Origin of the sequence: Roseovarius aestuarii (genome assembly GCF_019966515.1) — a bacterium.
Taxonomy (GTDB): domain Bacteria; phylum Pseudomonadota; class Alphaproteobacteria; order Rhodobacterales; family Rhodobacteraceae; genus Roseovarius; species Roseovarius aestuarii.
On record NZ_JAIMIB010000015.1, the window covers coordinates 73,164 to 86,576 of the forward strand.

General features: G+C 55.5%; 15 protein-coding genes. 8 read left to right on the forward strand and 7 right to left on the reverse strand.

The genetic code is table 11. The features are described 5' to 3' along the window. Positions 1 to 31: 31 nt before the first annotated feature. The 3 genes from LC334_RS16665 to LC334_RS16675 form a co-directional block, all read right to left on the reverse strand. On the reverse strand, positions 32 to 1,396 hold the full coding sequence (locus LC334_RS16665) for a DNA-packaging protein (RefSeq protein WP_085799737.1): 1,365 nt from the start codon (positions 1,394 to 1,396) through the stop codon (positions 32 to 34). A 517-nt stretch (positions 1,397 to 1,913) separates the two neighbouring features. Next, a complete protein-coding gene (locus tag LC334_RS16670) occupies positions 1,914 to 2,489 on the reverse strand; it encodes a YceI family protein (protein WP_085799805.1) in 576 nt (191 codons plus the stop codon). 120 nt (positions 2,490 to 2,609) lie between these two features. Next, the gene (locus tag LC334_RS16675) at positions 2,610 to 3,113 is read right to left on the reverse strand and encodes a hypothetical protein (RefSeq protein ID WP_139836335.1); all 504 of its coding nucleotides are present in this window, start codon (positions 3,111 to 3,113) and stop codon (positions 2,610 to 2,612) included. 245 nt (positions 3,114 to 3,358) lie between these two features. Between LC334_RS16675 and rpsF the strand changes: the two genes are divergently transcribed. The 6 genes from rpsF to LC334_RS16705 all read left to right on the forward strand — a co-directional run bounded on the left by rpsF (position 3,359) and on the right by LC334_RS16705 (position 6,896). Further along, positions 3,359 to 3,712: a 30S ribosomal protein S6 gene (rpsF, locus tag LC334_RS16680; RefSeq protein WP_085799739.1), complete on the forward strand. Its 354-nt coding sequence runs from the start codon at positions 3,359 to 3,361 to the stop codon at positions 3,710 to 3,712. Between the two features lie 28 nt (positions 3,713 to 3,740). After that, positions 3,741 to 3,968 carry a 30S ribosomal protein S18 gene (gene rpsR, locus LC334_RS16685; protein WP_013961325.1) on the forward strand — a complete coding sequence of 76 codons (228 nt, stop codon included), beginning with the start codon at positions 3,741 to 3,743 and terminating at the stop codon, positions 3,966 to 3,968. A gap of 12 nt (positions 3,969 to 3,980) precedes the next feature. Then, positions 3,981 to 4,616 carry a 50S ribosomal protein L9 gene (gene rplI / locus LC334_RS16690; RefSeq protein ID WP_085799740.1) on the forward strand — a complete coding sequence of 212 codons (636 nt, stop codon included), beginning with the start codon at positions 3,981 to 3,983 and terminating at the stop codon, positions 4,614 to 4,616. A 112-nt stretch (positions 4,617 to 4,728) separates the two neighbouring features. Then, positions 4,729 to 5,229, forward strand: coding sequence for a helix-turn-helix domain-containing protein (locus tag LC334_RS16695; RefSeq protein ID WP_370737939.1), 501 nt, complete (start codon positions 4,729 to 4,731; stop codon positions 5,227 to 5,229). 34 nt (positions 5,230 to 5,263) lie between these two features. Next, a complete protein-coding gene (locus LC334_RS16700) occupies positions 5,264 to 5,965 on the forward strand; it encodes a LuxR family transcriptional regulator (protein WP_085799742.1) in 702 nt (233 codons plus the stop codon). 118 nt (positions 5,966 to 6,083) lie between these two features. Further along, the gene (locus LC334_RS16705) at positions 6,084 to 6,896 is read left to right on the forward strand and encodes an acyl-homoserine-lactone synthase (RefSeq protein WP_085799743.1); all 813 of its coding nucleotides are present in this window, start codon (positions 6,084 to 6,086) and stop codon (positions 6,894 to 6,896) included. A gap of 122 nt (positions 6,897 to 7,018) precedes the next feature. Here LC334_RS16705 and tig read toward each other — a convergent pair whose 3' ends face one another. From tig to LC334_RS16720, 3 genes are all read right to left on the reverse strand, one after another. Next, positions 7,019 to 8,350 carry a trigger factor gene (tig, locus tag LC334_RS16710; protein ID WP_085799744.1) on the reverse strand — a complete coding sequence of 444 codons (1,332 nt, stop codon included), beginning with the start codon at positions 8,348 to 8,350 and terminating at the stop codon, positions 7,019 to 7,021. A 174-nt stretch (positions 8,351 to 8,524) separates the two neighbouring features. Next, positions 8,525 to 8,692: a hypothetical protein gene (locus tag LC334_RS16715; protein WP_176237651.1), complete on the reverse strand. Its 168-nt coding sequence runs from the start codon at positions 8,690 to 8,692 to the stop codon at positions 8,525 to 8,527. Positions 8,693 to 9,130: 438 nt separating this feature from the next. Then, positions 9,131 to 10,081: an aminotransferase class IV gene (locus tag LC334_RS16720; protein WP_085799746.1), complete on the reverse strand. Its 951-nt coding sequence runs from the start codon at positions 10,079 to 10,081 to the stop codon at positions 9,131 to 9,133. Positions 10,082 to 10,605: 524 nt separating this feature from the next. Between LC334_RS16720 and LC334_RS16725 the strand changes: the two genes are divergently transcribed. Continuing rightward, positions 10,606 to 11,724, forward strand: a complete 1,119-nt coding sequence (locus LC334_RS16725) for a tyrosine-type recombinase/integrase (protein ID WP_085799747.1) — start codon at positions 10,606 to 10,608, stop codon at positions 11,722 to 11,724. Between the two features lie 405 nt (positions 11,725 to 12,129). Here the strand turns inward: LC334_RS16725 and LC334_RS16730 are convergent, their stop codons facing one another. Then, positions 12,130 to 12,534: a VOC family protein gene (locus LC334_RS16730; RefSeq protein ID WP_085799748.1), complete on the reverse strand. Its 405-nt coding sequence runs from the start codon at positions 12,532 to 12,534 to the stop codon at positions 12,130 to 12,132. Between the two features lie 63 nt (positions 12,535 to 12,597). Here LC334_RS16730 and LC334_RS16735 point away from each other — a divergent pair, with 63 nt between their 5' ends. Further along, on the forward strand, positions 12,598 to 13,413 hold the full coding sequence (locus LC334_RS16735) for a hypothetical protein (protein ID WP_223413040.1): 816 nt from the start codon (positions 12,598 to 12,600) through the stop codon (positions 13,411 to 13,413).

Below are 13,413 nucleotides of genomic sequence, written 5' to 3' on the forward strand. Positions count from 1 at the left end.
CCCTTTCTGATAACTTCCATGTCCCTGAACTTTAGATCGCCCGGACCTGCGGTCGCCGCCATTTTGCGGCAGGTTCGATCATCAGCTCGGTCAGCGCCCAGACAAGGGCATCCACCCGGTCGGGGCTGCCCTTGCCCTCAAAACCCTGCGCTGTCATTGCGCACATCTGGTCCTCCAGCTCACCAAGCCCTTTCAGGTGGGATATGCGTCCCTGCTCGTAAAGCGCCGCCACCGGCTCTGCCCGGGCTACTTTCCCACGGCTGGCGTGGACGGCCTTTATCGGCACCATGGGATCGACCTGTCGGATCACGGAAGAGACCAGATCTCCCCCCTGATTGACCTCGGCCACCAACCGGTCGGCGCCATATTCGACCATCGCATTGATCGCCGCATTGGCCCAGGTATTGGGACTTGCAGCACCGATGCTGCAATCGGCCAGAACATATGCCCGCCAGTCCTGTACCGGCCCTTGGGTGCAGGCCCCCACAACGACAATCCCACATTCATCCGAGCTTGATTTGCCCGTCACCGGCGGATCCACCGCCACCACGACGCGGTCGACCTCGGGCATCTCATCGATCTGGATCTTCTCGATCAGATTCGAAGTCCACAATGCACCCTCGGCCTCTTCCATCATGATGCCGTCCAGCTCCTGACGCCCCAGCCGCGTGCCGGAATACCGCGCGCGAACCTCGTCTAGGAAGCTTTCGGCCAGAAACGCCCGGTTGGCCTCGGTGGGTGCGCTGGTCACTACCGTGGTGGGACTGTCCAGCAGCTCTTTCAGAACGCCCACGTTTCGCGGCGTCGTGGTGATGCAGACCCGCGGATCGTCGCCAAGGCGTAACGCGAATTGCAACATGTCCCAGGTCTCGCGTGACTTTCGCCACTTGGCCAGTTCATCCACCCAGGCACTGTCGAATTGCGGCCCGCGCAGCCCTTCCGGATCATGCGCCGAAAATGCCTGCCATTCCGGTCGGCGGTCAGGCGGTGAACAGGCCAGTATGCCGCTTTCACCGAATATCATCACTTCGCGCACCTGATCAATGGTCTCACCCACCAGAGCCATGCGCCGGCATGGGCCAGGATCAAGCGGCCGCGCACCTTCCATCTGGGTGCGCACCCACTCGGCTCCGGCCCGGGTCTTGCCGGCACCTCGTCCGCCCATGATGATCCAACTGCGCCAACTGCCCTCTGGTGGTAGTTGATGCTCTAGCGCCCAGAACTCAAAGAGATAAGGCAGCGCCAGCAGTTCACCGTCATCCAGTGCATCTAGAAACTCGTCCTGGGCATCGGGCCCTTCTGAGACGATCCAGGCGGCACCCGATTGAAGCTCGGGCCGAATCGAAGTCGAGGGCGTAGTCGTGGACGATACCCTTTTCGCGTTTGTTTCGTTCATTGAGATTAGCCTCCGCTTCAATTGCAATTCTCAACCATTGACGGATGTCGGAAATCGCACGGGTCGAGTTCTTCAACTCAACCAGATCCTCCGCCCGTATCTTCTCCTGGAGAATCTCCAGGTCGGTTCTCATGTCATTAAGTTGTCGCTCAAGCGACGTTATCGATGTGCTTAGCCCTGTTGGGGCTTCATCTAATGTTATCAAAGTCATGCCCGTTCGTTGCCCCAAATGGATTGCGATGCCTTGCCCCCGCATTCTGTGGTGAAGGCCGTCACCCGAAATCGTCCCCGGGGCTGGTCTTCACCTCAGCCAGCATTGCTTGCCCTTGCTCTGGAAAGCCCGACCAATTGACGTCAAACTCACTATGGAAAGGTATCCGGCAAGGCCCGCGCGCTAACACTCTGTTAAGGCCGGTCTTGAATGCCCGACCCATCGTTGGCTCCGGTGCGCTGATTCAAAAAAACAAAGGCCGCCCACCTCTCGGCGGGCGGCTCTTTCATGGTAATAGTCCTGGGGTCAGCCGTCCTTGCCCGCCTCGATCGAGATCATCACTTCGACCTCGTCGCTGACAAAGGGCGCGAACTTATCGACACCGAAATCCGAACGCTTCAACGTGGTCGTCGCGTCGAAACCGGCCCAGGGCTGCCCGTCTTTCATCGGATGTGCCATCGCCTGATTCAGCCTGGCATCCAGAACCACTGATTGCGTGATACCGTTCATCGCCAAATCGCCGGTAATTTTCGCGGTATTTTCGCCGGTCACTTCAATGCCAGTCGACACAAATGTCACCATGTCCCCCTCAGATGCATCAAAGAAGTCCTCAGCCATGAAATGCGCCTCGCGCTTTTCCCAGCCGGTAAACATCGACATCAGCGGCATCGACACGCTGACACTCGAATTCGCGGGGTCTTCCTGATCGAACATGATCTGGCCCTCAAATCCCGAGAACATGCCGTAGGTGGTGGAATAACCCAGATGGTTATACGTGAACACAACCTGGCTGTGGCTGGGATCCAGTGTGTATTTTTCAGGGGCGGCAAAAGCAGCGGTCGCGCTAAACGCCAACGCCGCTGCAAACAGGGTCGATTTCATATTTTTCTCCATCGAAGGTCACAAAAACATCAACAGAGCAAAAGTTAAGCTGCCAAGCCGGTAAGGCAATTAGCGGTTATTCAACAACTTGTGTGGATTAGCGAACACTTACCAACCGGCTCAAGCCGCCTGGGTCAGCATCTTCCGGATCGCCATTTCGGCGGCGGCACTGTACACCGCGACAGAAACGACCTGGGTACCTTTGGCATCCCGGGCGGTCAGATGGCGGTCCCGCAGGGTAATGTCGGAAAGCTCGTCCAGGTTGTAGTCACCCGACACGAAGGCTTCGCCGCGGCTGTCCACCTCGACAATCCGCAACTGCCGCGACGCCGGATCGATCTGAATTTCCGGCTCGGCGTGCCGCCGGTCCAACGCGCTGACAAACAGCATGCCCAGCACCAACATCAGGATCGAAAAGATCAGCTTGACCAGTTGCATTGCCGTATCGCCCTGATCGACGGGCACAATCCAGACACCAAGCGCCGAAAGAAGTGCCGCAACGCCAAATCCCGCCAGCAGGGCACGTTTCACCGGATTTGTCTCGGGCTGTCCTTCAATCACCTGCCGAGCGCCTGCGCGTTTGATCGGGGTGTCGGGCATGTGGGTGTCGGGAAGTGCTACCATGATCTGATCCTCGCCTCTTGTCCGCGTCTATTTTCGGAGCCAAAAAAGACCACAATGGGGCGTGAGAAAGACGATTTTCTGCCATATCAGTTACCGCGCGCTTCGTCCTTGCGCATAAGGGCAAAGCGTCGTATACGCGCCCATCCTTTCGCAAGAAAATACTGAACCGCGCAGTCTCTCGTGGACGGGCAGCGATTGGATTATGGCCCGCCTTTGAAATGCGCCTTGATAGAAGTGGAGCGACCATGCCGCTGTATGAGCATGTAATGATCGCGCGTCAGGACCTGTCCAACGCGCAAGCCGAAGGGCTGATCGAACATTTTGGCACCGTCCTGTCCGACAATGGCGGCAAACTCGTCGAGAACGAGTATTGGGGTGTCAAGACAATGGCGTACAAGATCAACAAGAACCGCAAAGGCCACTACGCCTTCCTGAAGACCGACGCACCCGCCGAGGCGATTCAGGAAATGGAACGCCTGATGCGCCTGCATGATGACGTGATGCGCGTCCTGACCATCAAGGTCGACGGGCATGACGAGGGCCCCTCGGTCCAGATGCAGAAACGCGAAGAACGTGGCGATCGCCGCGAACGTCGCTGATCAACGCCTGAAGAAAGGACGATAACCCATGGCTACGAAACCATTTTTCCGCCGTCGCAAAGTCTGCCCCTTCTCGGGCGACAACGCACCCAAGATCGACTACAAGGACACTCGCCTGCTGCAGCGCTATATCAGCGAACGCGGTAAGATCGTGCCCTCGCGCATCACCGCCGTTTCGGCCAAGAAGCAACGTGAACTGGCCCGCGCCATCAAACGCGCCCGCTTTCTCGCGCTGCTGCCCTATGCTGTGAAGTAAGGAGAGAGCGATATGCAAGTTATCCTACTGGAACGCGTGGCCAAGCTTGGTCAGATGGGCGATGTGGTCGATGTGAAACCCGGCTACGCCCGCAACTACCTCCTGCGGCAGGGCAAGGCGCTGACGGCCTCAAAGGAGAACATCGCCGACTTCGAAGGGCAAAAAGCCCAGCTTGAAGCGCGCAACCTGGAGACCAAGAAAGAAGCTGAAGATCTGGCATCGAGACTCGAAGGACAACAGTTCATCGTGATTCGTCAGGCCTCGGACGGCGGCAGCCTCTATGGCTCCGTCAGCACCCGTGACGCGGCAATCGTTGCCACCGAAGAAGGCTTCTCACTGGACCGGAAACAGATTGTGATCCGTCAGCCGATCAAGGAGCTGGGCCTTCACGACGTGGAAGTGCATCTGCACCCCGAGGTTGACGCGACAATCACCCTCAATGTCGCCCGTTCACCGGAAGAAGCTGAACTTCAGGCATCTGGCAAGACCATCCAGGAAGCTGCCGCCGAGGAGGAAGAAGCCGCCGACTACGAGATCGCGGAACTGTTCGACGATATCGGTGCCGCGGCATCGGACGACGACGAACTGGCGGAAGCGGTCGAAGAAGTCCTGCCCGAAGCGGACAGCAGCGAAGACGAAGACAGCTAAACTTATTCGGGTAACACCGCAAAAAATTGGACCGCGCGAAAAGAATATTTCGCGCGGTCTTTCATTTGTTGCGCCCCAACACGCCTTTCATTCAAATTTTTTGCAGTGACGAATGCAACTCTGGGTCGACAAGCCAGATATGGGCGTGCTAGCTTTCTACTATAACGGTATCTACTCAGCGAAAATCCACGTAAAAGCGGAATGCGGTACCGTTGGAACTGGAAGGAACCTGGGGAACATGAACGGAATTGATTCTGCCGTCGGCAAACGAATCCGCCAGCGTCGTAAAATGCTTGGCCTGTCTCAAACTGAACTGGCGGTACGCGTCGGTGTGAAATTTCAGCAAGTGCAAAAATATGAAACCGGTGTAAATCGGGTTGCAGCGTCGCGACTGTGGAAGATCGCGGAGACCCTGAAAGTTCCAATCACCTACTTCTTTGAAGACATTGCGGTACCGGGCCTGCCCGAAGAATCGACCAAGGTCGACGATACCTCGATACCCGAAACGTCGGAAATGGTACGAATACTCAACCGCCTGCCCCCTGCTCAAAAACAAGCGATGAGCTCGTTCCTGCAGTCGTTGGATCACGTCGGCGAACAAGAACACAGCTAAAAGGGGCTTGGCCACATTGGCAAACACGGACCTGATGGATCATTTCGATCTCAGCTTTGTTCCGGAACGCGAAGATCCGTTCAAAGATCTTTTGCTGAAAATGCGAGAAAAATTCGGCCTTGATCATGTCGCCTATGCTGGCTTCAATCCGATCAGCGGCACGACGCACGGACACGTCACTTACGATGATGAGTGGACAAGACATTATGCCAAAAAAGGGTTTTTCAAGGTCGATCCGACTCTGAACGAGGCCCGCCGCAGCGTCGCTCCGGTTGACTGGTCGAGGCTGGAGCATAACAAGAACTTCACGGCAGTCTTTCGGGACGCCCATGATTTTGGCATCACCGATACCGGTATGACCATTCCGATACGCGGCCCCTTCGGTGATATGGGCGGCCTTAGCGTGAACAGCAGGTTGTCACAACCAGAGTGGCGCAAACTGAAGCAGCATATCATCACCGACCTGCAACAGGTTGCTGCCAACGTCCACGACCTGGTCATGCAGTCCAACCCGCTGATGCGGGCGCTGTCAGCGCCGCATCTGTCAACCCGCGAGGTCGAAATCCTGCAATGGACGGCGGCAGGCAAATCGCAGCAGGACATCGGTGATATCCTGTCGATCTCTCACCGCACGGTCGAGGTGCACCTGCGTTCGTCCCGCAAGAAACTGCAGGCGCTTACCACGGTGCAGGCGGTAGGTCGTGCCATCGCACTGGGTCTTGTCTATCCGGGCTGAGAAAAACATCGGCCCGGCAACACCCTGGCGAACGCCCCTACGGGATTCCCCTAATAGATAAACCAAATATTCATTTTTAACCTTGTGACATCGGTAACACCACTCACGAGGTACTAAAATGATCCTGGTCATAGATGCGCTGAACAAGCATAAGTTCCCTGAAATCATGAGAGAAATGTTCGAACTCCGGGCGCGCGTCTTTGGCGACCGGATGGGTTGGGACGTCACGATCAAAGATGGCATGGAGCGTGATAAGTTCGATGACATGGACCCGTCCTATGCCGTCGGCCTCAACGATGAGGGCCAGGTTGTCTCTTGCGTACGGGCGCTGCAGACAACCGGGCCGCACATGTTGGCAGATGTCTTCTCGGCGATTCTGAACGGTGAGCCACCGTTGCGCAGTGCGACACTGTGGGAATCCACCCGATTTTGCGTCGACACCAAGCGGCTGGCACGCGGCAAGGGGCGCAGCTCGGTCTCATATGCAACCTGCGAGCTGATGATCGCCTCACTGGAAGCCGCCAAAGAGGCTGGCGTGACTGATATCGTCACCGTCATCGATCCGCTGATGGATCGCATCCTCAAGCGGTCGGGCAACACGCCTTACGGCTACGTCGGCAAACAGGCGGATATGGGTAAAGTTCCCGCGTTGGCCGCCCTGCTCGATTGCACCGAGGAACGCATCGCCCGGATCAGGGCCTTCGCCGACATCCACCACGATGTCTTTATCGCCGAAGACGAAATCGTCGCCGCCGAGAATTATCAGCCAGCAGCCCAGCCGGTGGATGCGTCGGAGCGGGTGATCGACCTGAAAGGTTATTGCGCCGAACAGATCGATGCAGCCACGACCGATCATGAGCGAGGAGCGGCGCTGGCCCTGCAACAGGTGCTGTTTGACAAGTTTCATTCGACGCGGGCCTGCAACGCCTAACCCCCAGGGGCGAGTGCAGAAAACAGGTGACTGCAGACTGTAGCTACAACCTCGCGCCAGAATGAATGAAGGGCCGCTCTCCCGGGCGGCCCTTCTCTATCATACCGATTGTCACGCAGAGATTACATCTCTTCGAGTGACTCGATCTCTTTTTCCAGCTTGGCTTTGGTGGTTTCTTTTTCGCTGACCTTGGCCAGTTCAACGACGTAATCCACAACCTTGTCTTCAAAGATCGGCGCACGCAGCTGCTGGCGCATCTGTGGGTTTTTCTGCACGAATTCAAAAAACTCGCGCTCCTGACCCGGATATTGCCGCGCCTGTGTCATGACTGCCTGGGTCATCTCGGCATCACTCACCTCGACCTCGGCCTTCTGTCCCAGCTCGGCCAGCAAGAGGCCCAGACGGACCCGGCGTTCAGCCAGTTTATTATGTTCGTCAGTCGGCTCGACCTCGGGGTGGTCATGACCCTGAACATCAGGATTTTCGTCGTGCCAAAGCTGATGCGCAATTTGCTTTGCCTCGGCTTCGACCATGCTGGGCGGCAGTTCAAAGCTCACCTTCTTGTCCAGCTCGTCCAGCAACCTGCGCTTCAGCACCGCGCGCGACGCGCCCGCATATTCCTCGTCCAGACGCTCGCGAATCTGAGTCTTAAGACCTTCCAGATCCTCGGCACCGAATTTCTGCGCCAGCTCGTCATTGATTTCGGCGGGGGCGGGTGCCTTTACCGCTTTAATCGTGCAGTCGAATACGGCTTCTTTGCCCGCCAGATGTTCGGCCTGATAATCTTCGGGGAAGCTGACTGTCACGGCCTTTTCTTCACCGGTTTTCACACCAACCAGCTGCTCTTCGAAACCGGGGATGAAACTGTTTGACCCAAGTGCCAGCGGATAGTCCTCGGCGCTGCCGCCTTCAAACGCCTCGCCATCGACCTTGCCAACGAAATCCATCACCACCTGATCGCCGTCCTTGGCCTTTGAGCCCTTCTTGCGATCTTTGAAGTCCTGCGCGCTTTCAGCCAGATTACCCAGAGCCTCATCCACGGCCTTGTCGTCAGCCTTGGCGACCAGACGTTCCAGCTTGATCGACTTCAGATCAACTTCCGGGATATCCGGCAGTGCCTCATAGGCCATCTCAATTTCGACATCATCACCCTCTTTCCAATCCTCGTTCGCCATCTTGACGTTCGGTTCGGCTGCGGGGCGCTCACCCTTTTCTTCAAAATGCTTACTCATGGCGCCATCGACGGCTTCCTGCATCGCTTCACCGAGCACGCGCTGGCCAAAGTTCTTCTTGAGCAGAGCCAGAGGCACCTTACCCTTGCGGAAGCCTTTCAGCTCCACATCAGGTTGCGCTTCTTTCAGCTTGTCCATTACCTTGTCGTCCAGCTCTTTGGCCGACAGGATCATCTTGTAGCCTCGCTTGAGACCTTCGTTCAGGGTTTCGGTGACCTGCATGTTCGTCCTCATCCATTGCATTGGGCCACGGAGGCGTCCGCAGCGGTCAAAATCAGGGGCCCTTCTATTGGCCCCCCTGCCCGCGCGCAAGAGAAAAGCCGAATGAAACCGCACGCAAATGGGCTGCACGGGACGAATCTGGTCCTGTGCAGCCCTGAAAGCAGTCTGCTTAAATCAATTGATCAAAGAGAGGACGATGTAGCTCGCAACAAGATAGAACGTACTGCCGACACACAGCCAATGACGCTGGCGCTCGCGCTCCTCTATCGCATCCTGAGACAACGGCGATAGAAAATCGCCCACTCGACACTCTGCCATTCCGGCATGCACCAGAAAATTCATAGTAACCCCCATTCACAAAACAGCCTGCCGGGCGCGACACCACCCGAAATGTGAGACGATGACGGTCGCGCTCACAGCATTCCGGGATCTGGTTTTCGGGTAGATGTCGTTGACCCGTCAGGCAGATACTTGTTACTCACAACGCTCTTTTCGCCACCGTAATGTGGCGGAAAAAAGGCACAATCTTGGCAGAAATACGGCGCAGCTTCGTCAGAATTGCGTTCCGGCCAAGGGGTGGGACGCGCGCTGTTTCGAATTTCGTTTCAAAATGCACAAATATAGGACCAACCTGCGGTTGCGCGGCGCTAACAGTCAGCTTTTGTTTCCAATTGGGCAATGCGGTACCTCTTAGCGATGCAGGAACCGCAACTGGGTTTCCAGCGTAGAAACAGTCCGTTTTTTCTAAAAGTTTAATGATCTGGCCGAACCGCGCTGCATTTATCTTCGCATAGCCCGTTGCAAGGCGACATTCTGCGCCACCAGATTTTTGTAAAGCTCGCGGATTCGACGCGTCATCGGTCCGGCCCCCTCGTGGTCGCCGATCGGCTTGCCGTCAATCTCCGCCACAGGCGTCTGTGCGCCAAACGTACCCGTCAGAAATGCCTCGTCCGCACCTATCGCCTCATAAAGAGAATAGTTCTTTTCGCGCACCGGGATGTCATTCGCCAGGCACAGGTCGATCACGTTCTGACGGGTGACCCCGTTCATGCAATAGTCGCCGGTCGAGGTCCAAACCTCGCCCCGACGGACGATAAAGAAATTGCAGGCATTGGTGGTGTTCACAAAGCCCTGTGGATCGAGCATCAGCGCCTCATCCGCGCCCGCCTGTTCGGCCTGAAGGCAGGCAATCACGCAGTTCAGCTTGGAATGACTGTTGTACTTCGCATCCTGGCTCATCGGCAGGCCGCGCACCTGCGGTACGGTGGCCAGACGGATGCCCCGTTGCTGCAGGCTCTCCAACGGTCTGGAATGCTCAAGAACCGCCACCACGGTCGGTCCCGACCGGCTGAGTTGCGGGTGCTGAAACGGCTTCGCCTTGGGGCCACGGGTGATCATCAGACGGCAATGCGCGTCTGTCGTCATGTCATTGGCGGCGGCCGTGGCATTGAGCGCCGCGTGGATTTCGCCCTTGCTCATACCGATATCGAGCGACACCGCTTTACAGGAATTGAACAGCCGATCCATATGCGCATCGAAAAACGCCCATTCACCATCATAAAGCCGCATGCCTTCCCACATGCCGTCCCCAAGCATGAAGCCCGAGTCGTAGACCGACACAAGCGCTTCACTCCGCGGGACAATCTTGCCGTTCAGGAAAATCTTGATGTCCCTGTTGCGCAGATCTTCTTCCGAGTCGTGCGTCGAATGGGATGTGCTTTGCTGGCTCATGATGCGCGTACCTCTGCTCTCCCGACTTACTTACCGCGTGATAACAACAATCCGCAATTGCCGAATTCACGTCTCGCGAGGTCAAGCATTCACAACCTGTGAGCCAATATGACGTAGGTTTTCAAAGGATAACTACTCGAAAAAGAATGAGTGAACCGAGTACCGGCATCTGGTACCATCTGAAGTTAATTTCCCGCACCCCGGAAAAAGCGCTCCAACGATGCTGCAATTCAGAAGAGCCACCTCATCCCGCCTACGGCGAGCGTTGACTATAAGGTGTCCGTCCAACAATTGGAGTTTACCAGCCTTATCACCGGGTATGGTGCGGTCGAGAAGCATAAGTGGGTATTTTCATAGATGTACGTAGGCTCTCATAGAGTATTGATAAATATACCATATTTTAGGATACGAGATTCTTAGTTGATCATCGCGAAACATAGTTTCACAATACAAAGGGTGGACTAAGGGGTGGTCCCGAGTTCAGTTTGGAAAGGTAGACTGTGCTTTACAACTCACTCAACCAAATGAAAGCTAAGAACCTTGACGTTGGCAAGTATGCGGACGGTCAAGGTCTTTGGCTGTTTAAGCGCAATAGGATATTCGGCAAGTGGGTGCTGCGTATCGCAATCAACGGAAAGCGCCGGGAGATGGGGCTTGGACCCTGGCCGGACGTGTCAATTGTAGAAGCACGAGAACGGGCCAGCGAGGCCCGCCGAAAGGTCCGCGATGGCATTGACCCTATTGAAGAACGCGCCAAGCGGAAACGGAAAATAGAGCGGCTGACGATATCGAAAGCGATTGAGAGCTGCTTTGTCGCCCGCCAAGCAGAGTTGAAAAATGAGGGACACGCCGGCCGCTGGATGTCGCCACTCAACACACACGTCCTGCCGAAGTACAGTAATCTGGCGATTGAAGATGTCGATCAGCACATACTCAAAGAGATGCTGGAACCCATCTGGCATAAAAAGGCTGAGACCGCGAGTAAGACGCTTAATCGATTGAATTTGACATTGCAACACGCCGCTGCACTCGGCTTGGACGTTGATTTGCAGGCGACTATGAAGGCACGTGCCCTACTAGGCAAACAGCGCCACACAGTGACTCACATCCCCTCCATGCCATACCAAGATATGCCAAAGTTCTACAAATGGCTTTCAGGTAAATCATTGAGCGCCACTCTTGCGCTTCAGTATCTTATTCTCACAGCAACCCGGACTAGTGAGGTTCGTTTCGCTACGAAAGACGAGATCGAAGGTGATGTGTGGACCTTACCCGCAGACCGGACCAAAACGCGCAAAGAGCGTAGAATACCTCTCACCAATGAAGCGTTGAAAGTGCTCAACATAGCCAAAACGGGAAACAGCTTCTCATATTTGTTCCGCTCTCCTCAAGGCAAACCGCTGTCAGATGCCGCCATGGCAACTTTTATGAAACGTGAAGGTTACGACGCACGACCCCATGGATTTCGTGCGACTTTCCGAACGTGGGTGGAGGACCAAACGGATACACCGATTGAGGTCAAGGAGAGTGCGCTCGGACACGCAGTTGATGTCGGCGTTGTTGGCGCCTATCAACGTTCTGATCGGTTGGCGAAGCGTCGTGTGTTAATGGAACAATGGGCAATCTTTCTTTGTGGTTGTTAGCGCAGCTCGGATCGGCAACGACCCAATATTGACTAAGTCTTCCAGTCTATCGCGCAGGCTTTCAGCGACATCACCACGTTGATAGATGAGGAAGAACCCGATTCTGCTGCCGGCGTCCTGCCAGGCGAAGTTGTGAAGTTAGATGAATTTTCCAGTACCAGTCTGCCCGATCATGTGCAGATGCATTAGGCGGTCTTTTTGGAAGATGCCGAACGGCGCAGGCTCTTCATAACCGCTATGGACAAGTCCCAATATGGAAACAGCATTTAGCATCACACTATTGCAGTTGACGCAGGTGTCACTGCGCTAGCAGGTAAGACATCAGCTGGAACGATGTTGTGATTGTTTCCAATTGAATTTCCGGAAATTCACCCGAGCAAAGCTCATCGTGCAGCCTGTATTCAGCTATTTTGAATCGATTGACAAAATGTTTCCCTCCGAGTCTCTAAACCAAGCTACGAGTGATCCTCTTATTTTAGCTATTCCACCTTTGGTTTCGATACTTTGACCTGACACCTCGACACCATCATCGAGGCTGTATTCTATAAATTCTATCCCTGCGTCTTTTAATTTCTGTACTTCCATTTGGACGTTGTCCACATCAAAACCCAATACCGTATGCTCGTGTTGCGCATCTGGATCGTCTGGAAACTCAACTAAGCCGACCCTGGAGCCATCGGCGCACTCCAATATGGTCCCATGTTTGCTAGGCCCTACTTCTTTTAATCCTAGGTTGTCTCGATAGAATTTGGTTGCTCTGCTGATGTCTTGTACGTTTATGTGGGGAGTTACCCGCCAATCGCCCAGCATTTATTTCTCCATAAAGTTGTGTAAGTTAGAATTCTAACATATCGTTAAATGGGGAGCACAACTATGCCGTTTTTTAGAGATGTCATTGGAAATCTATATGAAATACCAGAGGAGATTTTAGAGCAGTTTCGGGTTGATGCAGAAGTCGATTCAATTTCTGAACTGCCAGGAGAAGAGGTCGAACTGAAACCGCGCATTGGCGCCGCGCACAACTACCCAGGTGTTCAGGGCGCCGCGCACAACTACCCAGGTGTTCAGGGCGCCGCGCACAACTACCAAGGCGTTCAGGGTGCCGCGCACAACTACCAAGGCGTTCAGGGTGCCGCGCACAACTACCCAGGCGTTCAGGGTGCCGCGCACAACTACCCAGGCGTTCAGGGCGCCGCGCACAACTACCTAGGCGTTCAGGGCGCCGCGCATGACTACCCAGGCGTTCAGGGCGCCGCGCACAACTACCCAGGCGTTCAGGGCGCCGCGCACAACTACCTAGGCGTTCAGGGCGCCGCGCACAACTACCCAGGCGTTCAGGGCGCCGCGCACAACTACCCAGGCGTTCAGGGCGCCGCGCACAACTACCAAGGCGTTCAGGGTGCCGCGCACAACTACCCAGGCGTTCAGGGTGCCGCGCACAACTACCAAGGCGTTCAGGGTGCCGCGCATGACTACCCAGGTGTTCAGGGTGCCGCGCATGACTACCCAGGTGTTCAGGGCGCCGCGCATGAAAATGAAAACCGCATACTTGAAGAAATGGGTTCAGAGAATTCCGACCACCAGCGCGATTTGAAGATCACCGAAGCCGGTGACGGTGACGGTGACGGTGACGGAGATACTGAAATCGGCTCAAATCATCCAGAAGCTAGCAATTCAGCGGATGATTGA

Coding starts and splice junctions, on each gene's coding strand:
- LC334_RS16665 (WP_085799737.1), bottom strand. CDS start 1,396: ATGAACGAAACAAACGCGAAAAGGGTATCGTCCACGACTACGCCCTCG.
- LC334_RS16670 (WP_085799805.1), bottom strand. CDS start 2,489: ATGAAATCGACCCTGTTTGCAGCGGCGTTGGCGTTTAGCGCGACCGCT.
- LC334_RS16675 (WP_139836335.1), bottom strand. CDS start 3,113: ATGGTAGCACTTCCCGACACCCACATGCCCGACACCCCGATCAAACGC.
- rpsF (WP_085799739.1), top strand. CDS start 3,359: ATGCCGCTGTATGAGCATGTAATGATCGCGCGTCAGGACCTGTCCAAC.
- rpsR (WP_013961325.1), top strand. CDS start 3,741: ATGGCTACGAAACCATTTTTCCGCCGTCGCAAAGTCTGCCCCTTCTCG.
- rplI (WP_085799740.1), top strand. CDS start 3,981: ATGCAAGTTATCCTACTGGAACGCGTGGCCAAGCTTGGTCAGATGGGC.
- LC334_RS16695 (WP_370737939.1), top strand. CDS start 4,729: ATGCAACTCTGGGTCGACAAGCCAGATATGGGCGTGCTAGCTTTCTAC.
- LC334_RS16700 (WP_085799742.1), top strand. CDS start 5,264: ATGGATCATTTCGATCTCAGCTTTGTTCCGGAACGCGAAGATCCGTTC.
- LC334_RS16705 (WP_085799743.1), top strand. CDS start 6,084: ATGATCCTGGTCATAGATGCGCTGAACAAGCATAAGTTCCCTGAAATC.
- tig (WP_085799744.1), bottom strand. CDS start 8,350: ATGCAGGTCACCGAAACCCTGAACGAAGGTCTCAAGCGAGGCTACAAG.
- LC334_RS16715 (WP_176237651.1), bottom strand. CDS start 8,692: ATGAATTTTCTGGTGCATGCCGGAATGGCAGAGTGTCGAGTGGGCGAT.
- LC334_RS16720 (WP_085799746.1), bottom strand. CDS start 10,081: ATGAGCCAGCAAAGCACATCCCATTCGACGCACGACTCGGAAGAAGAT.
- LC334_RS16725 (WP_085799747.1), top strand. CDS start 10,606: ATGAAAGCTAAGAACCTTGACGTTGGCAAGTATGCGGACGGTCAAGGT.
- LC334_RS16730 (WP_085799748.1), bottom strand. CDS start 12,534: ATGCTGGGCGATTGGCGGGTAACTCCCCACATAAACGTACAAGACATC.
- LC334_RS16735 (WP_223413040.1), top strand. CDS start 12,598: ATGCCGTTTTTTAGAGATGTCATTGGAAATCTATATGAAATACCAGAG.